This is a genomic window from Nocardia anaemiae NBRC 100462 (assembly GCF_001612725.1).
Classification (GTDB): Bacteria; Actinomycetota; Actinomycetes; order Mycobacteriales; family Mycobacteriaceae; genus Nocardia; species Nocardia anaemiae.
The window spans coordinates 31,955-53,674 of record NZ_BDAZ01000061.1; the positions used below are offsets into that span (position 1 = coordinate 31,955).

18 protein-coding genes are annotated in these 21,720 nt (G+C 66.0%); 12 read left to right on the plus strand and 6 right to left on the minus strand.

All coding sequences use genetic code 11. The features are described 5' to 3' along the window. The first annotated feature begins 3 nt into the window (after positions 1–3). From NA5_RS29835 to NA5_RS29860, 6 genes are all read left to right on the plus strand, one after another. On the plus strand, positions 4–972 hold the full coding sequence (locus NA5_RS29835; RefSeq protein WP_084484523.1) for a threonine/serine dehydratase: 969 nt from the start codon (positions 4–6) through the stop codon (positions 970–972). 158 nt (positions 973–1,130) lie between these two features. After that, complete coding sequence (locus NA5_RS29840) at positions 1,131–1,655, plus strand: single-stranded DNA-binding protein (protein ID WP_062992017.1); 525 nt, start codon at positions 1,131–1,133, stop codon at positions 1,653–1,655. 77 nt (positions 1,656–1,732) lie between these two features. Then, positions 1,733–3,409 (plus strand): energy-dependent translational throttle protein EttA, encoded by a 1,677-nt coding sequence (ettA, locus tag NA5_RS29845; RefSeq protein WP_062992129.1) that lies wholly within the window; start codon positions 1,733–1,735, stop codon positions 3,407–3,409. 613 nt (positions 3,410–4,022) lie between these two features. After that, positions 4,023–8,960: an NAD-glutamate dehydrogenase gene (locus NA5_RS29850; protein ID WP_062992019.1), complete on the plus strand. Its 4,938-nt coding sequence runs from the start codon at positions 4,023–4,025 to the stop codon at positions 8,958–8,960. Between the two features lie 8 nt (positions 8,961–8,968). Continuing rightward, a complete protein-coding gene (locus NA5_RS29855; protein ID WP_443093749.1) occupies positions 8,969–9,424 on the plus strand; it encodes an acyl-CoA thioesterase in 456 nt (151 codons plus the stop codon). Between the two features lie 130 nt (positions 9,425–9,554). Beyond that, positions 9,555–10,220: a DUF8185 domain-containing protein gene (locus NA5_RS29860; protein WP_062992024.1), complete on the plus strand. Its 666-nt coding sequence runs from the start codon at positions 9,555–9,557 to the stop codon at positions 10,218–10,220. A gap of 89 nt (positions 10,221–10,309) precedes the next feature. Here NA5_RS29860 and NA5_RS29865 read toward each other — a convergent pair whose 3' ends face one another. Then, the gene (locus NA5_RS29865) at positions 10,310–10,630 is read right to left on the minus strand and encodes an AzlD domain-containing protein (protein WP_063813670.1); all 321 of its coding nucleotides are present in this window, start codon (positions 10,628–10,630) and stop codon (positions 10,310–10,312) included. A 49-nt stretch (positions 10,631–10,679) separates the two neighbouring features. After that, the gene (locus tag NA5_RS29870) at positions 10,680–11,387 is read right to left on the minus strand and encodes an AzlC family ABC transporter permease (protein ID WP_062992026.1); all 708 of its coding nucleotides are present in this window, start codon (positions 11,385–11,387) and stop codon (positions 10,680–10,682) included. A gap of 75 nt (positions 11,388–11,462) precedes the next feature. Here NA5_RS29870 and NA5_RS29875 point away from each other — a divergent pair, with 75 nt between their 5' ends. Next, a complete protein-coding gene (locus NA5_RS29875) occupies positions 11,463–12,023 on the plus strand; it encodes a helix-turn-helix domain-containing protein (RefSeq protein ID WP_062992028.1) in 561 nt (186 codons plus the stop codon). 3 nt (positions 12,024–12,026) lie between these two features. Here the strand turns inward: NA5_RS29875 and NA5_RS29880 are convergent, their stop codons facing one another. Continuing rightward, on the minus strand, positions 12,027–12,632 hold the full coding sequence (locus NA5_RS29880) for an HNH endonuclease (protein ID WP_371856469.1): 606 nt from the start codon (positions 12,630–12,632) through the stop codon (positions 12,027–12,029). A gap of 328 nt (positions 12,633–12,960) precedes the next feature. Here NA5_RS29880 and NA5_RS29885 point away from each other — a divergent pair, with 328 nt between their 5' ends. The 4 genes from NA5_RS29885 (at position 12,961) to NA5_RS29900 (ending at position 15,901) form a co-directional block, all read left to right on the plus strand. Then, a complete protein-coding gene (locus NA5_RS29885) occupies positions 12,961–13,365 on the plus strand; it encodes a globin (protein ID WP_062992030.1) in 405 nt (134 codons plus the stop codon). Positions 13,366–13,499: 134 nt separating this feature from the next. Further along, entirely contained in the window at positions 13,500–15,104 is a 1,605-nt protein-coding gene (locus NA5_RS29890) for a glycoside hydrolase family 13 protein (RefSeq protein ID WP_084484524.1), read from the plus strand. Between the two features lie 61 nt (positions 15,105–15,165). Then, the gene (ctaJ, locus tag NA5_RS29895) at positions 15,166–15,450 is read left to right on the plus strand and encodes an aa3-type cytochrome oxidase subunit CtaJ (RefSeq protein ID WP_062992032.1); all 285 of its coding nucleotides are present in this window, start codon (positions 15,166–15,168) and stop codon (positions 15,448–15,450) included. Next, the gene (locus NA5_RS29900) at positions 15,437–15,901 is read left to right on the plus strand and encodes a DUF5130 domain-containing protein (RefSeq protein ID WP_062992034.1); all 465 of its coding nucleotides are present in this window, start codon (positions 15,437–15,439) and stop codon (positions 15,899–15,901) included. Before ctaJ ends, NA5_RS29900 begins: the two co-directional genes overlap by 14 nt. Before the next feature lie 115 nt (positions 15,902–16,016). Here NA5_RS29900 and pepN read toward each other — a convergent pair whose 3' ends face one another. Further along, positions 16,017–18,599, minus strand: a complete 2,583-nt coding sequence (gene pepN / locus NA5_RS29905) for an aminopeptidase N (RefSeq protein ID WP_062992036.1) — start codon at positions 18,597–18,599, stop codon at positions 16,017–16,019. Between the two features lie 137 nt (positions 18,600–18,736). Between pepN and NA5_RS29910 the strand changes: the two genes are divergently transcribed. After that, positions 18,737–19,573 (plus strand): phosphoribosylaminoimidazolesuccinocarboxamide synthase, encoded by an 837-nt coding sequence (locus NA5_RS29910; RefSeq protein ID WP_062992039.1) that lies wholly within the window; start codon positions 18,737–18,739, stop codon positions 19,571–19,573. A 133-nt stretch (positions 19,574–19,706) separates the two neighbouring features. On the opposite strand, the gene NA5_RS29915 is transcribed toward NA5_RS29910, so the two are convergent. After that, complete coding sequence (locus NA5_RS29915) at positions 19,707–20,183, minus strand: NUDIX hydrolase (RefSeq protein WP_062992041.1); 477 nt, start codon at positions 20,181–20,183, stop codon at positions 19,707–19,709. A 320-nt stretch (positions 20,184–20,503) separates the two neighbouring features. Further along, positions 20,504–21,718: an RNA polymerase sigma factor gene (locus NA5_RS29920; RefSeq protein ID WP_062992043.1), complete on the minus strand. Its 1,215-nt coding sequence runs from the start codon at positions 21,716–21,718 to the stop codon at positions 20,504–20,506. Positions 21,719–21,720 lie beyond the last annotated feature (2 nt).

The following is a 21,720-nucleotide window of genomic DNA, read 5'->3' on the forward strand; positions in this document are numbered from 1 at the left end:
AGCGTGAGTGAGCGGGGTACCGCGGTGGTTGAGAACAGGCACGCCCGACGGGTATATCGGTCCGATGTGCGGGCGGCCCGCAGACGGCTGACCGGTCAGGTGCGCAAGACGCCGGTCTTCCATACCTCGATCATCGGACCGAACGGGCCGGTGCCGGTCACGCTGAAACTCGAATACCTGCAGCACGGTGGGACATTCAAGGTGCGCGGCAGTTTCAATGCGCTGCTGGAGTCCTCGGCTCAGGTCGACCACGTGGTGATCGCCTCCGGCGGGAACGCCGGAATCGCGGCCGCGCTGGCCTCGGCTCGTCTCGGTAAGACGTGCACGGTGGTGGTTCCGGAGTCGGCGCCGCATACCAAGGTGGCCGCGATGTGGTCCTACGGTGCCGAGGTGCTTTGGCACGGAACGACTTACGCCGAGGCCTACCAGTACGCGACCGAGCTCGCCGAAGAGCGGAGTGCGCTGCAGCTGCACGCCTACGACCTGCCCGCCGTGGTCGCCGGCGCCGGTGTCGTCGGGCTGGAGTTGGAGGAGCAGGTGCGCGGGCGGCCGCCAGTGCTGGTCGCGGTCGGTGGCGGCGGGTTGGTCGCCGGTATCGCGGCGGCGCTGGGGCGGCGGCAGCAGGTGGTCGGAATCGAACCCGAGGGCATTCCGACGCTGAACTCCGCGCTGCTCGCGGATCGGCCGGTGGATGTGAATGTCCGCAGCATCGCGGCGGATTCCTTGGGCGCCAATCGAATCGGGGATATCGCGCTGGATGTCGCGCGGCGCTATGAAGTCCGGTCGCTGCTGGTGACCGACGATGCCATCTCGACCGCGCGCGAATACCTGTGGCGCGAGTTCCGAGTCGTGGTGGAACTCGCGGGGGCGACGGCGTTGGCCGCCGTGCAGAGCGGTGCGTATGTACCTGCCGAGGGGGAGCGGCCCGTGATCGTGCTGTGTGGTGCCAATACCGATCTGTCGGTGCTCTAGCCCGCTCGGGATGTGAAGCGGTAACTGTCCACATGCGGCGAAGTTGTCCACATTCGGGAATCGGGGCGGCCGGAGGGGGTTCGGAACCGTCAGGCTGAAAGGGCATCTCGGTGCGGGACCGGGGAGCCTGACGGATCGAAATATAAAGGGGCGCAACAATGTATGAATCGATGGTTACCGTGGTCGGTACCGTGGTCACCCATCCGGTCAAGCGCGATCTGACCAATGGCGAGCAGGTGGTGACCTTCCGGATGGCGAGCAATTCGCGACGGTTCAATCCCGAGACGAGTGAGTGGGTCGACAGCGGGACCCTTTACCTCACCGTCAGCTGCTGGCGTCGTCTCGTGGTCGGTGTCGACGCTTCACTGCGGCGCGGCGATCCGGTGATCGCCTACGGCCAGCTGCGCACGCACGAGTATCGGGCCAGGGACGGCGTGGAGCGGCGTGATGTCGAGATGCGCGCCACCTCGATCGGCCCGGACCTGTCCCGCTGCACCGCGCAGGTGGTCCGGCGCGCGGTTTCGGGCGCGGCATCCGGACCCAGTACCCTGGCACGGAATAGTTGTGACCGATCCAGCGCTGATGACCGTGCACGCGTCGATGGGGAGGGACCGGGGGAGGACGCGACGTCCCTGACTTCCGCACCGCCCCGGCTCGCGGATACCGAGCCCGTCGACGCTTGATCGCACGGCCGGATACCCCGGCGACAGTGGTGGCTCTGCTGCATTCCATCGATACCCACACCGATAGGCTTTCCTCTATGGCTGAGTTCATTTATCAGATGAAGAAGGTTCGCAAGGCGCACGGCGACAAGGTCGTGCTCGACGATGTCACCTTGAACTTCCTTCCCGGCGCGAAGATCGGCGTCGTCGGCCCCAATGGCGCGGGTAAATCCAGCGTGCTGAAGATCATGGCCGGACTGGACCAGCCGAATAACGGAGACGCCTTCCTCGCGCCGGGTGCCACAGTGGGCATCCTGCAGCAGGAGCCGCCGCTGAACGAGGAGAAGACGGTCCGCGGCAATGTCGAGGAGGGCCTCGGCGAGGTCAAGGTGAAGCTGGATCGCTTCAACGAGATCGCCGAACTCATGGCCACCGACTACTCCGACGAGCTCATGGACGAAATGGGCAAACTGCAGGAGTACCTCGATCACGCCGATGCCTGGGATGTCGACTCCCAGCTCGAGCAGGCCATGGACGCGCTGCGCTGCCCGCCGCCGGACGAGCCGGTCACCAACCTCTCCGGTGGTGAGCGCCGCCGCGTCGCGCTGTGCAAGCTGCTGCTCAGCAAGCCCGACCTGCTGCTGCTCGACGAACCGACCAACCACCTCGATGCCGAGAGCGTGCTGTGGCTCGAGCAGCATCTGGCCTCCTACCAGGGCGCCGTCCTCGCCGTCACGCACGACCGCTACTTCCTCGACAATGTCGCCGAGTGGATCCTCGAACTCGACCGCGGTCGCGCCTACCCGTATGAGGGCAACTACTCCACCTACCTGGAGAAGAAGGCCCAGCGTCTCGAGGTCCAAGGCAAGAAGGATCAGAAGCTGCAGAAGCGGCTGAAGGAGGAGCTTGCCTGGGTGCGTTCCGGCGCCAAGGCTCGCCAGGCCAAGAACAAGGCTCGCCTCGGCCGGTACGAGGAGATGGCTGCCGAGGCCGAGAAGCACAGGAAGTTGGACTTCGAGGAGATCCAGATCCCGGCGGGTCCGCGCCTGGGCAGTGTGGTCGTCGAGGTCGCACATCTGGACAAGGGCTTCGGCGATCGTCAGCTCATCAAGGATCTGTCGTTCACCTTGCCGCGCAACGGCATTGTCGGTGTCATCGGTCCGAACGGCGTCGGTAAGACCACGCTGTTCAAGACGATCGTCGGGCTCGAGTCGCCGGACAGCGGCGAGGTGAAGGTCGGCGAGACGGTCAAGCTGAGCTACGTCGACCAGAACCGCGCGGGCATCGACCCGAAGAAGAATGTGTGGCAGGTGGTTTCCGAGGGGCTGGACTTCATCGAGGTCGGCAACCAGGAGATGCCCTCGCGCGCCTACGTCAGCGCATTCGGCTTCAAGGGTCCGGATCAGCAGAAGCCCGCCGGGGTGCTCTCCGGTGGTGAGCGCAACCGCCTGAACCTGGCGCTCACCCTCAAGCAGGGCGGCAATCTGATCCTGCTCGACGAGCCGACCAACGACCTCGACGTGGAAACGCTGAGCTCGCTGGAGAACGCGCTCGAGCAGTTCCCGGGCTGCGCCGTGGTCATCTCGCACGACCGCTGGTTCCTCGACCGCACCTGCACCCACATCCTGGCGTGGGAAGGTGACAACGACAACGAGGCCAAGTGGTTCTGGTTCGAGGGCAACTTCGAGGCATACGAGGCCAACAAGATCGAGCGCCTCGGCCCGGAGGCGGCCCGCCCGCACCGGGTGACACACCGCAAGCTCACCCGCGACTGAGTCCGGCGTCCCGCGGGGCGGTTGCCGTGTGCGACTGTCCCGTCGGGTGAGCCGAACGGGGTCGCTCTCTCGGGCCGCCCCACCATATTTCGGCGAAGGGGAAGCAGCGGATAGGGCCGGGTTGCATGCTCCTCGCGGAGGTAGCAGGCGCAGTCCGAGCTACCCATGATCCCTACTGCCCGGACACCCTCCGGCACCGAGCCGCCGCACCGGGTTGCGGACCGCGGCCGAGGCGATGACATCTGTGCATGACGACGTCGTACGGTCGTTCTGCCGAAGGAATTGCGGCGAAGGCGCACCGCGCGGCGTCTTCATCGAAGGAAATACGGTCGACACACGCCCTTCCAAAGATCTGACTATGGTGGGTTACGTGCATGCGCAGGCGCAGTCCGGGCATTGGGTCGCTACCACCGCGATTGCGTCTACCTGACGTCGCCGGTCCGATCGGGTGCTGTGCCGAGACCATCGACCTCGGCAATCAAGCGGCGAACGCTGCGGTTCGGTGAACACCCTGCATTTAGAAGGGATTTCACCCACGCGTCAGCATGGCACAGCTACTCTCGGACCGGCGTCACTTTGTTGCGGAACCGAATCCGAGGGAGTTGGCGAAAAAATGACGGTCTCGTCCGAATTGTCCAGCGCGGCGTGGGCCGCGAGTTTGCCGCAGTCGCTGCGCGGCGAACTCGCAACCCTCGAGGAGGCGTATTTCCGCCACGTCGACGCGGGCGATGTGGACTGCGCGATCACCGGGATCACCCAGATCTTCCGGCGGCATATGGAACTCGCGATGACTCGCCCGGTCGGGCGGGCGCTGGTGCGGGTCTACCACCCCGACGACGGCTCCGGGCTCGGCGCCGCGGTGCAGTTGGTCACCGACGATATGTCGCTATTGGTGGAGTCGATCACCTCGTCGCTGAGCCGAATGGGCGTCAGCGTGAGCGAGGTAATCCACCCGATCTTCGAGGTGACGCGCGATCCGGACGGACGGCTGACCAGCGCGGCACCGCACGAGGTCGACAGCAACGGCACCGACGGCATGCGCGAATCGTGGATGCACCTGCAACTGCACCCGTCGACCAGTGCGGCCCTGCTGGACCGGATCGAGCAGTCCATGCCGGATGTGGTCGCGGATGTGCGTCAGGTGATCGGCGATACCGAGGCCATCAAGCAGGTGCAGAGCAAGCTGGCCGATGAGCTGGAGATGGCGGCGAAATCCGGGCATGCGCCGTTCTCCGATACCGATCTGATCGATACCGCGAATCTGTTGCGCTGGTTGGCCAGTGGCAATTTCACCGTGCTCGGCTATGCGCGTTATCAGCTCAGCGCCGATGAGGGCCAGACGCTCTCGAACCCGCTGCCCGGTACCTGCCTCGGCGTGCTGCGCCCTGATGTCGGCACCGACTTCCGGGTGCCGATCAACGCAGGCGACGGCCCGCTGCTCATGCTCACCCAGGGCCTGGTGCCCGCCACCGTGCACCGCTCGGTATACCCGTACTTCGTCGGCGTCGCCGACTTCGACGAGTCCGGCACCATCGTCGGCGAGCACCTGTTCATCGGTGTCTTCACGGTTACCGCGGTGCACGAGAACGTCTTGGATATACCGGTGATCGAGCGTCGGGTGCGCTCGGTGATCGAGGAGAGCGGCTTCGATCTGGATTCGTTCTCCGGGCAGGCCATGCTCGAGGTGATCCAGTCGTTCCCGCGCACCGAACTGTTCTCCTCCGATGCCGAGACCATGCGTCGCACCGCGACCGCGGTGCTGAATGTCGGTCTGCGCCGACAGGTTCGGCTGTTCCTGCGCTCGGACAGCTACGGCCGGTTCGTCGCGTGCCTGGTCTATCTGCCCCGGGATCGCTACACCACGCGGGTGCGGCTGGAGATGCAGGAAATCCTGGTGCGCGAACTGGGCGGTGTCTCCATCGACTACTCGGCGCGGGTCAGCGAAAGTGAGCTGGCCAGTGTGTATTTCACGGTGCGCATGCCGGAGTCCGAGCTCGGGGTGCCACGCGAGTCGATGGCCCAGGCCGATACCTCAGAGGCCAATCGGCTGCGCATCCAGAACCTGCTCGCCGAGGCGACGCACACCTGGGACGACCGCCTCAACGATGCGGTGAACACCTCGACCGTGCTGGATCCCGGCGTCGTACAGCGCTACGGCGATGCCTTCCCGGAGGCGTACAAACAGGATTTCGCCGCCGAGCGCGCACTGGCCGACGTGGTCCGGCTGGAGGGCCTCGCAGCGGGCTCCATCGACCAATACTTGTATCGCCGTGCTGATTCGGTGCCGGGTTCGTGGCGGTTCACCCTCTACATCGGCGGCAGCGGCATCTCGCTGAGCCAGGTGCTGCCGGTGCTGCAGAGCCTCGGTGTCGAGGTGGTCGACGAGCGGCCATATCAGATTCTGTTGGATCCGGTAGTCGGTGATGAGGGCGGGGAACGCTGGATCTACGACTTCGGCCTGCTGGCCCGCCCGGAGCTGCTGCGCAGCTCGCTGGACCGGGATCTGGACGCGGAACTGCTGGAGTCCTCGGCCAGAGCCGATGCGCTGGAATCGGAGGAGCGTGGGCTGCACGATCGGTTCACCGAGGCCTTCGAAGCGGTCTGGTTCGGCCGTGCCGAAGCCGACGGGCTCAATGAACTCGTGCTGCGCGCCCGGCTGACCTGGCGCACGGTATCGATCCTGCGGATGTACGCGAAGTACCTGCAGCAGGCCGACTTCCCGTACAGCCAGGCGAATATCACCAGGGTGCTGCTCGCCTACCCGGATATCGCGCGGCTGTTCGTCGATCTGTTCGCGGCGCGGTTCGATCCGGATACCGAATCGGCCGAGCATGCCGCGGAATTGGAGACCCGGGTGCGCGGCCGCATCGATGAGGTCGTCAGCTTGGATGCCGACCGGATTCTGCGTGCCATCCTGTCGCTGGTCAAGGCGACGCTGCGGACGAACTACTACGTGACCGATGCCAAGGGCAATCCGCGCGGATACATCTCGGTAAAGGTGGAACCGCGCGAAATCGCCGAATTGCCCAAGCCGAAGCCGCAATTCGAGATCTTCGTGTACTCGCCGCGGGTCGAAGGTGTGCATCTGCGCTTCGGTCCGGTGGCCCGAGGCGGGTTGCGCTGGTCGGACCGGCTGGAGGATTTCCGCACCGAGATCCTGGGCCTGGTGAAGGCGCAGGCGGTGAAGAACGCGGTCATCGTGCCGGTCGGTGCCAAGGGGGGATTCGTGGTGAAGCAGCCGCCCGCGGCCACCGGTGATCCGACCGCGGATCGGCAGGCGCTCGGCGCGGAGGGCGTCGAGTGCTATCGGACCTTCATTTCCGGCCTGCTCGATGTCACCGACAACGTCGACCGCGCGACCGGTGCGGTACTGCCGCCCGCGCGGGTGATCCGTCGCGACGGCGATGACACCTACCTGGTGGTCGCCGCCGATAAGGGCACCGCGACCTTCTCCGATATCGCCAATGATGTGGCCCAGCGCTACGGGTTCTGGCTCGGTGACGCATTCGCCTCGGGTGGTTCGGCGGGCTACGACCACAAGGCGATGGGTATTACCGCCAAGGGCGCGTGGGAGAGCGTGAAACGCCACTTCCAGGAAATGGATATCGACACCCAGACCACCGATTTCACCGTGGTCGGCGTCGGCGATATGAGTGGCGATGTGTTCGGCAACGGCATGCTGCTGTCCGAGCACATCCGACTGGTCGCGGCCTTCGACCACCGGCACATCTTCCTGGATCCGGAACCCGATTCGGCGACCTCGTTCCGGGAGCGGCAGCGGATGTTCGCACTGCCGCGCTCGTCCTGGGCCGATTACGACACCTCGCTGATCAGCACCGGCGGTGGCGTCTGGGATCGCACCGTGAAGTCGGTGCCGATCAGTCCGCAGGCCCGAAAGGCCTTGGGGCTGGCCGACGATGTGGTCGCGCTGTCGCCGCCGGAACTGGTGCGGGCGATCCTGCTCGCGCCGGTGCAGCTGCTGTGGAACGGCGGCATCGGCACCTACATCAAGGCGAGTACCGAGACCAATGCCGAGGTCGGCGACAAGTCCAATGACGCGGTGCGCGTCAATGGAAATCAGCTGCGGGTCAAGGTGATCGGTGAGGGCGGCAATCTGGGTGCGACCGCGCTCGGCCGAATCGAGTTCTGCCGCAACGGCGGCAAGATGAACACCGACGCACTGGACAACTCGGCCGGTGTCGATTGCTCCGACCACGAGGTCAATATCAAGGTGCTGCTCGACGGCGTGGTCAGCGCGGGCGTGCTGCCCGAGGCCGAACGCAATCCGCTGCTCGCCTCGATGACCGATGAAGTCGCCCAGATGGTGTTGCAGGACAACGTCTCCCAGAACTTCCTGATGGGCATCTCCCGGGCCGAGGCACCCCGGATGCTGAATGTGCACCAGCGGCTCATCGAAGATCTGGAGGCGCGGCGCGGGGTGGATCGCGAGCTCGAGGCGCTGCCCTCGGACGTGGAGATCAAGCACAGGCTCGAGGAGGGCACCGGCCTCGCCTCGCCGGAATTGTCCAATCTCATGGCGCATGTGAAGCTTTCGCTCAAGGCCGATCTGCTCGAAACCGATCTGCCGGATATCGCCTACTTCGCCACCCGGCTGTCGGAGTACTTCCCGACGCCGTTGCGCGAGCGTTTCGGCACCGCCATCAAGCGGCACCGGCTGCGTCGAGAGATCACCACCACCATGGTGGTGAACGAGATGGTCGACTACGGCGGCATCTCCTACGCCCATCGGCTGAACGAGGAGATCGGCGCCAGTTCGACCGACGCGGTGCGCGCATTCGCGGCCGCCAGCGAGATCTTCGATCTGCACGAGATGTGGGCGCGGATCCGGGCCACCGATGTCGCGGTGTCGGTGCGCGACGAACTCGAGCTGGAGACCAAGCGGACACTGGACCGCGCCTCGCGCTGGTTGCTGAGCAACCGCCCGCAGCCGATCGCGGTCGGCGCGGAGATCAATCGATACAGCCGGGGCGTGCGGGAACTGGCGCCGAAGGTGCCCGGCTGGCTGCGCGGCCATCACGTCTCGACGCTGACCGATCAGTCGGCCGAAGTGATCGCCCGTGGCGCGCCGACCGACCTCGCCACCGAGGTCTTCGGGCTGCTGAATCTGTTCCCGCTGCTCGATGTGTTGGATATCGCAGATATCACCGATCGCGACGGTGACGAGGTCGGCTCGCTGTACTACGCGCTCAACGATCACCTCAAGATCGATTGGCTGTTGCAGGCGGTCAGCCACCTGGAACGCGGCGATCGCTGGCATGCGCTGGCCCGGCTCGCACTGCGCGACGATATGTACGGATCGCTGCGCTCGCTGACCCTCGACGTGCTCTCCGCGGGCGACCCCGAGGAGACAGCGGACGAGAAGATTGCATACTGGGAGTCGAAAAACCAGTCCCGGCTCGGGCGCGCTCGGGCCGCGCTGTCGGAGTTGTTCGAGTCCGGAACCCACGATCTCGCCACGCTGTCGGTTGCGGCGCGGCAAGTGCGAAGCATGGTGAGCGGGGTGGGCGCTCAATCGGAGGTACCGCGTTGACCAGTTCGCTGAACGGTAATGGCAGAGCGCTTGGTGGCAGTCTGCTGCTGCCCAAGCGCTTCCACGCCAAGGTAGACGTCAGGTGGTCGGACATGGACGTGTTCCAGCACGTCAACCATGCCCGCATGGTGACGCTGCTGGAGGAGGCGCGGATTCCGTGGCTGTTCGAGGACGGACGCCCGACCGCGCCATTGCGCGAGGGCTGTGTGCTGGCGGACCTGCGGGTCCGCTACCGCGGCCAGCTGCGTCACGAGGACACGCCGCTCGATATCGCCATGTGGATCGAGCAGCTGCGCGCGGTCGACTTCACCATCGGTTACGAGGTCCGCGCCAATGGCGCGGACCCGGACTCGCCGCCCGCGGTGGTCGCCTCGACTCAGATCGCGGCCTTCGATATGCGCTCGCAGCGGCTGCGTCGGCTCACCGACTCCGAACGTGATTACCTCGCCGAGTGGAGAGAGTGACAGCGGGGCGAATCGACTCGCCGAGTTGTGGTGGCCGATCGGGCGGGCGTGTCGGGCTCGATCGGTGGCCGTGGTGGAATGGTCGTGTGGTGGCTGAATCCGGTTGCGGCGCAAAGATGGTGGCGCGTTGATGTCGGGGCAGCGGGTGCTCGATGTTTCCGATCCCGCCGAGCGGGAGAATCTCGCGACGTTTCTGACTCGGGCGGTGCGCTTGGACCCCGCGGCGGTGGTGCGTATGCGCCGTCGCGGGGAGCGCTATGTATCCGCTTGGGTGGCAACGGGTTTCGAGGCGCTCGCGGTGCGCACCGTGGTCGCCGAACTCGGCGTCGACGATGTCACCGTCGGTGCCGATCTGGTGCTGGCCGGGTTGCCCTCCGGTAGTCCGATCGATCTCGGCTACTCGATGGATTCGGCATGGCGCGGTGCGCTGCCGCCGGATGTCGGTTTCGAACATGTCGACGATGTGCCCGCGCGCACCCTGGTCGAACTCGCCGAACAGGGCGCGGCACTGGCCAAGGAGCACGGCAGCAATCACGGCCCGCCCGCCTCGCTGCTGGACCAGACGGTGCTCACGGTGTCCGCGGCGCAGGTTCAGGTGCAGGTCCCGATGCGGGTCGTATTCGCCCTCACCGCAATGGATTTCATTCCGCACTCCGGCGATAAGGCCGATCCGCGCCGCATCCCGGCCACCGAGATCGTCCGGGTCCGCGCCACCAAGACCTGGCTGCGAATCGATGCCCGGTACGGATCCGTCGCTCGCCGTCAAGGTGGCGGCATCCCGCTCACTCCCAGCTAGTGCCGTGCCCAGATAGCTTCTGCCGTATTGCTGTGTGGGGCCTGGGTTCCGTCGAACGTAGTCGAATGGTCTCGACGGTGGCGTGGGAGTCAGGTCACGCCGAGCAGACGCAGGACGGCTGTGGTGGCTGCGGCGGCGAGGATCACCACGAGCATGGGCTGGTTGCGCCAGGCCAGCAGTCCGCCGACGAGAACGCCTGCGGGGAGGGCGAATCCGATATTGCCGGAGCCGGTGGGCAGGGTCGTGATGGCGACCATGGCGGCTAGTAGGACCACCGCGCCGATTTCCAGGAGCTTGGTCGCCCGCTCCGGGAAGCGAATGCGGTTGCGCAGGGCGGGGCCCGACGAACGGAAGGCGTACGTTCCCGCGGAGAGTGCCGACATGGCCACCAGCAGGATCGGGGTATTCACACCTGCGCCCCTCTCGGTTCTTTCCGGACTGTTTTCGTGTTTCGCCCGATCATGCGGTTTGCGTTCCGGAGGAGCCCGGCTCCTCGTCGTGCTGTTCGGTCGACATCGCGAACAAGAGCCCGGAAAGGGCAACCAGCACAGGCATTCCCGCGGGTAGAAACGGTGCGCTCGCCACGGCGGCGACGGCCCCGATGAGTGCGGCGCGCAATGTGCCGCGTGCCCGGAGTGCGGGCATGATCAGCGCCAACAGCACCGCCGGGAATACCGCGTCCAGCCCGATCGCACCGGTATCGGGCACCACCGTGCCGATCAGCGCGCCGATCGCCGCACCACCCGGCCAGGCGACGAGCACACCCAACCCGCTCACCCAATACGCGGCCCGCCGACGGGCCACGTCGGGTTGGGCCAGCGCCAGCGCGACGGATTCGTCGTTCATCACGTGCACGCCGATGCGCCGCCGCCATCCGGTGCCGACCACATCGGGCACCGACAGCCCATACGGCAGATGCCGGGCATTGACCAGCAGTCCGGCCAGTACCGCGGCGATCGGGCTACCACCGGCGGCCATGATCCCGATGAACAGGAACTCCGCACCGCCCGCGAGCACCACGATGCCGAGCACAATCGGTACCCAGAGCGGAAATCCGGAGGTGACCGCGGTCGCGCCGTAGGAAACACCGATCAGCCCGACCGCGAGCAGTACCGCCGCGATCCCGGCGAGTGTGTCCCGATCGAGTGTTCGCCATATCGAACGCATGTAGCTTATAGTGAACATGGCGGGACGATTCGTCAATATGGTTCTCTGTTGAGCAGCTACTCGACGGGAGCGGAAATGGAGCAGAGTTCGACGACGCCACAGGCGGTGATCGCCGCTGCCCTGCGCCGCGAGCGCACCCGCGCCGGGCTATCGCTGACCGAGGTCGCCAACCGGGCGGGCGTAGCGAAATCCACACTGTCCCAACTGGAATCGGGTACGGGCAATCCGAGCCTGGAGACTTTATGGGCGCTGTGCGTCGCCCTGGATATGCCCTTCTCGCGGCTGCTCGATCCGCCGCGTCCCACCGTTCACGTGATCCGCGCGGGGGAGGGCCCGGTGGTGGCCGCCGCTGAGTCCGAGTACCGCGCAACACTGCTGGCGGCCGGTCCGGCCAACTCCCGCCGCGACCTCTTCCGCATCACCTCCGAGCCGGGTCATGCGCGCAAATCGGAGCCGCATATCCCAGGTGTGGTCGAGCACGTGCTCCTCGCCAGTGGTCGTGCGCTCGTCGGCCCGATCGACGCACCGGTCGAGCTGGTGCCCGGCGACTACATCGCCTACCCGGGCGACGCACCGCACGTCTTCGAGGCCCTCGAACCGGACACCTGGGCGACGCTGGTCGTCGAATACACGTGAAGGTCAGGCAGCGCCTTCGCCGAGATACTGCAACCACACCGGATCCAGCTCGGCGGTCGTGGACAACAGTCGCCAATGCGGGCCCTTCGGCGAAACCAGCGGCGAACGCAACGTCCACCCGAGCTCGCTGAGTAGCTTGTCGGCCTTGCGGTGGTTGCACGGCGCGCAGCTCGCGACGCAGTTCTCCCAGGAATGTTCACCGCCGCGGCTGCGCGGGATGACGTGATCGATGGTTTCCGCCTTTCCACCGCAATAGCCGCAGCGGTAGCGGTCGCGGTGCATGAGGGCGGCGCGGGTCATCGGGACACGCGCGCGATAGGGCACGTGCACATAGCTGCGCAGCCGGATGACCGATGGAATCGTGACGGCGGATTCGGCGGAATGCACCACCGAGCCATCGGGGTCGTGGTGGACGGTGTCGGCTTTATCGCAGATGAGAAGTACGACGGCGCGGCGCGCGGACAAGGCGGTGAGCGGCTCGTAGGTGGCATTCAGAAGCAGCACCCGGCGCTTCAACCAGTTGGCGGCCTCGTTCTGGACGGGCGTGAGGTGTGGAATGTGGTGAGCGGGCTCACCGGTGCGATGGGCACCCGGATGGTGGTCGGACAAGATGTGCAGCGGAGTAGCCCCCGACCCACGATTGTGGACGTCGGCGGGCTGGAGTTGTCGGTGCGTCCTGGCCTCATGTGATCGGCCGTGCCGCTGCTTCATGGTGACCCCGGTTTCTTTATCATCAAGATCATGTGGTATCTCGGCAGAGACTGCCACCCAGTTGACCATGGAACGCCTGGTATTGCACGGTGATTTCGCACAATGTCGGATGAACTGTGGTTGAAGGGCCGCCGGTTCGTAACGCGGGCACAATGGACGGCGGCCGCTGGCGATCGCTTATGGGTCGCTCGAGACACTACGGCCCGGCCCCGATCGAGAGGATTCGATGACTTCCGGCGAGCAGACAGCCACGTCGTTCTACGAGGCGATCGGCGGGGCGCAGACGTTCCAGCGCATCGTCGCGGCGTTCTATCGCGAGGTGGCCGATGACGAGGTGCTGCGCCCGCTGTACCCGGAGCAGGACCTCGGACCGGCCGAGCGACGCCTGCGCATGTTCCTGGAGCAGTACTGGGGCGGCCCGCGCACCTACTCCGACGAACGCGGGCACCCGCGGCTGAGGATGCGGCATATGCCGTTCAAAATCGGTCCGGTGGAGCGCGACGCCTGGCTGCGCTGCATGCGCATCGGCGTGGCGGAAATCGAACCGGAAATCCTGGACGATGAGCATCGCAAGGCATTGCTCGACTATTTGGAGATGGCGGCAAATTCGCTGATGAATGCGGCTTGGTGAGATCATTTCGTCCAATTCCGGGTCGGCGCCAGGGTTTCGGCCCGGGTTGGGCAAACGCTGAAAATTTGCCGGATGTCATAGAACACAGTTGAGCCTGGGCGAATTTACCGAAAATCTTTGGCACTATTGCGGATGTGACTGATACACCTGCCACACCGGCGCCGGTGGATCGCACCGACCAACCTTGGTGGCGGTCGGCCGTGTTCTACCAGGTCTATCCGAGATCGTTCGCGGACTCCAACGGTGACGGGATCGGCGACCTCGGCGGAATTCGCGAGAAGCTCGGCTACCTCGAACTGCTCGGGGTGGACGCGCTCTGGATCTGTCCGGTGATGCGTTCGCCGATGGCCGACGGCGGCTACGACGTCGCCGATCCGCGCGATATCGACGCGCTGTTCGGCGGTATGGCGGCGATGGACGAGCTGATTGCCGAGGCGCACGACCGCAATCTCAAGGTCACCATGGACCTGGTACCCAACCACACCAGTGACCAGCATCCGTGGTTCGCCGCGGCACTGGCTGCCGCACCGGGCAGCCACGAACGCGAGCGCTACATCTTCCGCGACGGCCGCGGACCCGACGGCGCCACGCCGCCGAACAACTGGCCGAGCATCTTCGGTGGACCCGCCTGGACCCGTATCACCGAGCCCGACGGCACCCCCGGGCAGTGGTACCTGCACATCTTCGCGCGCGAGCAACCCGATCTGAACTGGCAGAATCCCGAGGTCGCCGCCGATTTCGAGCAGACGCTGCGGTTCTGGCTCGACCGCGGCGTCGACGGCTTCCGCCTCGATGTCGCGCACGGCATGGCCAAACCTGACGGCCTGCCCGATATGGCGCGCGTCGACACCAAGATGCTCGTGCACGACGACAGCGATCCGCGCTTCAACAATCCGCATGTGCACGAGATCCACCGCCGCATCCGCAAGGTGCTCGACGAGTATCCGAATGCGGTCTCGATCGGTGAGGTGTGGGTCGACGACAACACCCGCTTCGGCGAATACGTCCGACCGGATGAACTGCACCTTGCCTTCAATTTCCGCCTCGCCGAGGCGGAGTTCACCGCCGATCTCGTGCGGGCCGCCATAGACAATTCGCTCGCGGCGGTCGCGCCGGTCGGCGCATCGCCCACCTGGACCCTGTCCAACCACGACATCGAGCGCGAGGTCACCCGCTACGGCGGCGGTCCGGTGGGGGTGGCGCGGGCCAGGGCGATGATCATGGTGGAGTTGGCGCTGCCCGGTGCGGTCTTCATCTACAACGGCGCCGAACTGGGACTGCCGAATGTGGACGATCTGCCCGATGCGGTGCTGCAGGATCCGGTCTGGGAACGTTCCGGACATACCGAGCGCGGACGCGACGGCTGCCGGGTGCCGATTCCGTGGGAGGGCGCGGCACCGCCGTTCGGCTTCACCACGGCCGAACAGTCCTGGCTGCCGATACCACCGGAGTGGGCGTCGTCGTCTGTCGAGGCGCAGCTGGAGGCGCTTGGCTCCACGCTGTCGCTGTATCGCCTGGCGATCGAATTACGCGGTGTCCGACCGGAATTCGCTGGTCCACGGATCGAGTGGTACGGCAGTCCGGCGGGTTGTCTGGCCTTCCGGCGACCCGGTGGACTGGTGTGTGTATTGAATGCCTCGCCCGAGCCGATCTCGCTGCCGCCGGGTGATGTACTGCTCACCAGCGCCCCGCCGGTGAACGGACAGTTGCCCGCGAATGCCGCCGCCTGGCTGGTGTGAGGGGACAACACGAGTTCGACCAGAGCGCGAACTACTACAGGGGATCGTCTACCTTTAGTCCGTGAGCATTCTCGAGACAGTGCTGATCTTCCTCGGCATCCCGCTGGTGATCTACGGCGCGATCGCCGGATTGTCGTATCTCGGCAAGCCACTGCCCGGCGAGAAGCCGGTCCACTTCGACCTCGGGCAGAAGTGGACCCAGCCTGCCGTGCTGTGGAGTGCGACCGACGAGGTGACCGGATTGGGTCATTACGACGATCCTGAGTCGTCGTCGCATGGGCACCATGCGGCAATCGAATCCACCCCGGTGGAGCTGATCGGAGGACGGGCAAGTGGCAAGTTCTAATTGGCCCGCGGTAGTCGAATCCGAACTGCCGCACGGATCGGTGGTCACCAGCAGCGGCCGGGTCTCGGGTGTGCACGAGGCCGGTGCGGTGTTCAAGGAAGCCCCCTTCAGCGATGACGAGCGGCTCGCCATGGACAATGTGCTCACCGAGGCGACCCGCGCGACCAAGGTGCGCTTCAACATCTACATCGGCGATCTCGGCGCTGATCCGGCCGCCGGTGCGGACGCGGTCTTCCCCGCGACTCCCGAGGCCGCGCGTTCGGTGCTCATCGCGGTTTCGCCCAATGACAAGGCCATCGAGGTGCGCTCCGGCCATGAGGTCGCCGATCGCGCCAATGACCGCGTCTGCCAGCTCGGCGTCACCGCCGCGCTGAGCTCGTTCCGGCAGGGCCAGCTCATCGACGGCCTGGTCTCCGCGGTTCGCGTGATGGCCGCGGCCATCGGTCGCTGATCCAATACCGCGTGCTCCGGCGCGTTCACCGCTGAGGTGGACGCGCCGGTTGCGTTTCCGCTGCCGAAATGCGGACGGGGCGTGCGCATCAACGCACGCCCCGCCTCGGTGACATTCAGTCCTGGGCGTCGAAGGCGCGGGCGCGCAGCGAGCGTTCGATGCCCGCCTTGCCCTCGCTCACCAGGCGGCGCAGCGCAGGCGGATGGTCATCGGCGAGGAATTTGTCCGCCGTCGCGACGGCTTCCTCGCTGATCGCCCAGGCCGGGTAGAGCCCGACGACCACGGTCTGCGCGACCTCGCTGGAGCGGCGCTCCCAGACGCCGGGAACCTCGGCGAAATAGCGCTCCACGTAGGGTGTCAGCAGCTCACCCTGTCCATTGGGCGCGAAGCCGCCGACGATCGAGCGGGCGGTGATATTCGGGACCGAATCGTCGGACATCACCGTCGTCCAGGCCTGCTCCTTCACCTCGGCGATCGGACGGGCCGTCGCGGCGGCCGCGGCATGGCGCTTACCGGCGGCGGTCGGATCGTTGGCCAACTCTTGATCGATCGTGGGTGTGGCGAGACCGTCGACGTCGATCTCACCGGCGGCGGCGAGCGCGGTCACGAGCCGCCAGCGCAGATCGGTATCGACGATGAGGCCGGGGAGGCCGACCTTCGTCGGATCACCGTCGAGCAGTTCGCGCAGCACCTCGGTATGCCAGGCCGACAGCTTCGCGCCGGTGAGTGCGTTGACGAAGGCGAGTTGGTGATCCGAACCGGCTTCGGCCTCGCGCGCGAGTTCCAGCAGCCGGTTGGCGTATTCCGGCCAGCCGGTGGTGTTGGCCCATTCCGGATCTGCGTAGCTGCCGATCGCGGTGTTCGCCTGCATCAGGAGTCGTTGCACCACACCGATTTCGGATTCGGCGCCGATGCCGCGGTGGACCAGTGCGACGAAATCGCGGGCCCGGAACTCGGCCTGCCTGGTCATCTCCCAGGCGGCCGACCAGGCCAGCGTGCGGGGCAGCGGTTCGGCGATATCGGCGATGCGGTTCACCAGCACGTCGAGCGAGTCGGCATCCAGGCGCACCGAGCAGTAGGTGAGGTCGTCATCGTTGACCAGCACGAACTTGCCGCGCGGCACGCCGACCAACTCCGGGACGTCGGTGCGCTCGGCCGCATCGAGATCGAGTTCGACGCGCTTGGTGCGCACCAGCTTGCCGTCCTGATCGTCGTAGACGCCGACGGCGAGGCGATGGACGCGACGTTCGCCCGCACCGGGTGCGGCGCCCTCCTGCACCACGGCGAACGAGGTGAACTTGCCCTCGGTGTCGACCTCGAAATCCGGGCGCAGGATATTCAAGCCGGTGGTCTTGAGCCACTGCGCGCCCCAGCCGGACAGATCGCGGCCCGAGGACTGCTCCAGCGCCGCGAGCAGATCGTCGAAAGTGGCGTTGCCGTAGGCATGTTCGGTGAAGTAGGCGCGCAGACCGGCGAGGAACGGCTCCAGCCCGACATAGGCGACCAGCTGCTTGAGCACGGAAGCGCCCTTGGCATAGGTGATCCCGTCGAAGTTGACCTCCACCGCATGCAGGTCCGGGATGTCGGCGGCAATCGGGTGGGTGGATGGCAGTTGGTCCTGCCGGTAGGCCCAGGACTTCTCCACATTCGCGAAAGTGGTCCAGGCACTGGTGTATTCGGTCGCCTCGGACTGGCACAGCACCGAGGCGAAGGTCGCGAACGACTCGTTCAGCCACAGGTCGTCCCACCACTTCATGGTGACCAGGTCGCCGAACCACATATGCGCCATTTCGTGCAGTACCGTCTCGGCGCGGCGCTCGTAGGACGCCCGGGTCACCTTGGACCGGAAGACGTAGTCCTCCAAGAACGTAACGGCGCCCGCGTTCTCCATCGCGCCCGCGTTGAACTCCGGGACGAACAGCTGGTCGTACTTGCCGAAGGCGTAGGGCACACCGAAGTTGTTGTGGTAGAAGCCGAATCCCTGCTTGGTCTCGGTGAACAGGCGCTCGGCGTCCATGTGTTCGGCGAGCGAGGCCCGGCAGTAGATGCCGAGTGGGATGGTGCCGTGATCGTCGGTGTAGGCGTCGGTCCATTCCGCGTACGGGCCCGCGATGAGCGCGACCAGATAGGTGCTCATCCGCGGGGTGGTGCGGAACAGGTGCTTACCGGGCTCGGCGATGAGCGTATCGACCGCGGCGGCGTTGGAGATGACCTTCCAGTTCGGTGCGGCGGTGACGCTGATATCGAAGGTGGCCTTGAGATCGGGCTGATCGAAGCAGGCGAACATGCGCTTGGCATCGGCGGTCTCGAACTGCGAGTACAGGTAGACCGCGTCATCGGTGGGGTCGACGAAGCGGTGCAGGCCCTCACCGGTATTGGAGTATTCACAGTCGGCCTCGACGACGAGTTCGTTGCGCTCGGCCAGACCGGTGAGAGTGATGCCCTTGGCTTCGTCGTAGTCGGCGACGTCGATCGGCGTGCCGTTGAGCACGGCGGAGCGGACGCCGCGGGCGACGATATCGATGAACGTGCTCGCGCCCGCGGTCGCGGTGAAAGTGACCGTGCTGCGGGAGAAGAAGGTCTGCTCGCCCGGCTGGCCCGCTCCGTCGGTCAGGTCGAGTTCGATGCGATAGTTCTCGACCTGCACTGTCGAGGCGCGTTCGATCGCCTGGTCGCGAGTCAGGTTGGGTGCGGACATTGGACTCCTTCGTGGTTCGAAGAACATGCACGGGCGGCCCCCCGGCGGGCACAGCACTCACCACAATGCCACCTCGGTAAGGTTGCCCGCGCGGGACTTTTTCCCACAAACCCTACGACCAGGATCGGAGCTGCGACGTGAAGCACATACACGCCGGAAAGGTGCGCGACCTCTACGAGGACGGCGACACCCTGCTGCTCGTGGCGTCGGACCGGGTATCGGTCTACGACGTTGTGCTGCCGACGCCGATCCCGGATAAGGGCGCACTGCTGACCCAGCTGTCGAACTGGTGGTTCGAATACTTCACCGACGTGCCCAATCATGTGGTATCCGCGATCGATGTGCCCGCGGAATTCGCCGGTCGCGGCATCCGGGTCAAGCCGCTGAAGATGCTGCAGGTCGAATGCATCGCGCGCGGCTATCTGACCGGGTCGGGGCTGAAGGAATACGAGCGCACCGGGACTGTTTCCGGCATCGCATTGCCGCCCGGACTGCGTGATGGCGACATACTGCCCGAGCCGATCTTCACTCCGACCAGCAAGGCCTCCGAGGGCCACGATGAGCCCATCACCTTCGCGGATGTGGTGAATCAGGAGGGCCGCGAGGTCGCCGAGCAGTTGCGGGACCTGACTCTGAAGATCTACACCCGGGGTGCCGCACACGCTGCCGTGCGCGGCGTCATCGTCGCCGACACCAAGGTCGAATTCGGTTGGGACGGTGACGTTCTCACCCTCGGCGACGAAGTACTGACTTCCGACTCCTCGCGTTTTTGGCCCGGTGCCGAATGGGAACCCGGACGTCCCCAGCGCTCCTTCGACAAGCAGTTCGTCCGCGACTGGTCCACCTCCACCGGCTGGAACAAGGAGTACCCGGGCCCGGAGATCCCCGCCGAGATCGTCGAAGCCACTCGGCAGAAGTACATCGAGGCGTATGAACTGATTACCGGGCAGACCTGGGGTGGCATGCCGCGCTGACCATTGGGATGGCGCACCCGCTAGCCACCGGGCACCGCGTCCCAAGGCCGGGCGTCCGCTGTGCGGGGGCCCGGTTGCGGTACGGGCGCCGGGTGCCTAGCCAGGGGTGCCCGGTGGTAGCAGGGTGTTTCGGTCAGGCGAGGTATTCGGCCAGCCGGTCGAGGTAGGGCCGCTGGCCCGCGCCCAGTTTGTCGTGCGCGGTGGCGAGGTCCAACCATTCGACGCGGTCGATTTCCGGGAACGTGGCGAGGCGGCCGGATTTGGGCGGCCACTCCATTTCGAAGGTGCCGGGGACAACGGCGGATGCGTCCAGATCGCCCTCGACGGCCCAGACGGTGAGGTTCTTGGCGGATTTGCCACTGCCGTAGCGGACCTCTCCCAACGGCACCCGCTCGCCCTCGGGCACCGGCAGCCCGAGCTCCTCGAGGAACTCGCGCGCCGCGGCCACCTCGGCACTCTCGTACCCCGGCTCGTACTCCCCCTTCGGAATCGACCAGGCCCCCGCATCTTTCCGCGCCCAGAACGGCCCACCCATATGCCCGATCAACACCTCGGTCTCACCGGAGCCCCGACGGAACAACAAAATCCCAGCACTGAATTTGCCTGCCACACCGAGCAGTCTGCCGCCTAGCGCCTACCAGCTGCGCACCGGACACGGCCACCACGACTTCTGCTCGTCGATTCATCCGATAGGCCGTGGTCCAGAAGTCGCGGTGCAGACGGGGTGGCCGGTCCGTCAGACCCGATCTCGCCTGCGTGCCGATCAGCGATGCTGCTCGCGCTCGCTGGGCGCTCGTCTGGCGTACTGCCATCGAGACCGGCCTCATCCGTGCCTGCGCCGAGACCGCCCGCTACATCGGCACCATCACGCTGTGAGACTGCCACCGATTGTCACGGAGCTCAGGCGCCCATCCGCTCGGCGCGAAACTGTCAAGCGTGGCGGAGGTGGGCGGCGCGCAGGGTCAGGTAGTCGCGTTCGGGGATGCTGGTGGTGTGGTTGGCGGCGTGGGTGTAGCAGGTGATGGCGGCGGGGAAATCGCCTGCCATTTCGTGTAGGTGGCCGCGGACTGCGTCGAGGCGGTGGTTGCCCGCCAACTGGTCTTCGAGGGTGTCGGCGAGTTCGAGACCGGCCGCCGGGCCGTGCACCATGGCGGTGGCGACGGCGCGGTTGAGGGTGACCATCGGATTCTTCGAGATGCGCTCGATCATGTTGTACAGGGCCAGGATTCGATGCCAGTCGGTGTCCTCGGCGCGCAGTGCCTGCGCGTGCAGTACGGCGATCGCGGCTTGGATCTGGTAGGGGCCGGTGAGGCCCGAGGCGAGTGTGCTGGTGGTCAACGTGATGCCTTCGGTGATCAGCTTGCGATCCCACAGCGCGCGGTTCTGTTCGGCGAGCGGGATCAATTCACCGTGCGCTCCGGTGCGTGCGGCCCGCCGGGAGTCGGTGAGCAGCATGAGCGCGAGCAGTCCGGTGACCTCGGTGTCGTCGGGCAGCAGCCGATGGATCGACCTGGTCAGGCGGATCGCCTCGTTCGAGAGGTCGGTCCGCTGTAGGTCGGGTCCGACGGTGGTGGTGTGGCCCTCGTTGAAGATCAGGTACAGCACGTGCAGCACCGCACCGAGCCGCTCGTGCCATTGCGCATCACCGGGCCTGGCGAATGGGCGGTCGATGGTGGCCAGCTTCTTCTTCGCACGCGTAATCCGTTGCGCCATGGTCGCTTCCGGCAGCAGGAAGGCATTGGCGATCTCGGCCGTGCCGAGCCCGCCGACCGCGCGCAAGGTCAGTGCTATGGCACTCGCGGACGACAGCGCCGGATGGCAGCAGAGGAAGAACATGGCCAGCGTATCGTCGCGATCGACGGTCTCCGCATCGGGCACATCGCGCTCGAAAACCGTTGTCTCCCTGCGCCGCCGAGCGACTTCGACGCGCACGGCATCGGCCATCCGCCGCTGCGCGACCTGGATCAACCACCCGCGCGGATTGTCCGGCAACCCGTCGGCGGGCCATTGCGTCGCCGCCGCCAGCATGGCCTCCTGCATGGCGTCCTCGGCGGTGTCGAAATCGCCGAATCGGCGTACCAATGTGCCGAGGACCTGCGGCGCGAGTTCGCGCAACAGGTCCTCGATGGGCAGTGCTTCGGGCATGG

Excerpts from the sequence above, each read along its gene's own strand:
- NA5_RS29840 (WP_062992017.1), top strand. The coding sequence starts at position 1,131 with ATGTATGAATCGATGGTTACCGTGGTCGGTACCGTGGTCACCCATCCG.
- ettA (WP_062992129.1), top strand. The coding sequence starts at position 1,733 with ATGGCTGAGTTCATTTATCAGATGAAGAAGGTTCGCAAGGCGCACGGC.
- NA5_RS29850 (WP_062992019.1), top strand. The coding sequence starts at position 4,023 with ATGACGGTCTCGTCCGAATTGTCCAGCGCGGCGTGGGCCGCGAGTTTG.
- NA5_RS29860 (WP_062992024.1), top strand. The coding sequence starts at position 9,555 with ATGTCGGGGCAGCGGGTGCTCGATGTTTCCGATCCCGCCGAGCGGGAG.
- NA5_RS29870 (WP_062992026.1), bottom strand. The coding sequence starts at position 11,387 with ATGCGTTCGATATGGCGAACACTCGATCGGGACACACTCGCCGGGATC.
- NA5_RS29875 (WP_062992028.1), top strand. The coding sequence starts at position 11,463 with ATGGAGCAGAGTTCGACGACGCCACAGGCGGTGATCGCCGCTGCCCTG.
- NA5_RS29885 (WP_062992030.1), top strand. The coding sequence starts at position 12,961 with ATGACTTCCGGCGAGCAGACAGCCACGTCGTTCTACGAGGCGATCGGC.
- pepN (WP_062992036.1), bottom strand. The coding sequence starts at position 18,599 with ATGTCCGCACCCAACCTGACTCGCGACCAGGCGATCGAACGCGCCTCG.
- NA5_RS29920 (WP_062992043.1), bottom strand. The coding sequence starts at position 21,718 with ATGCCCGAAGCACTGCCCATCGAGGACCTGTTGCGCGAACTCGCGCCG.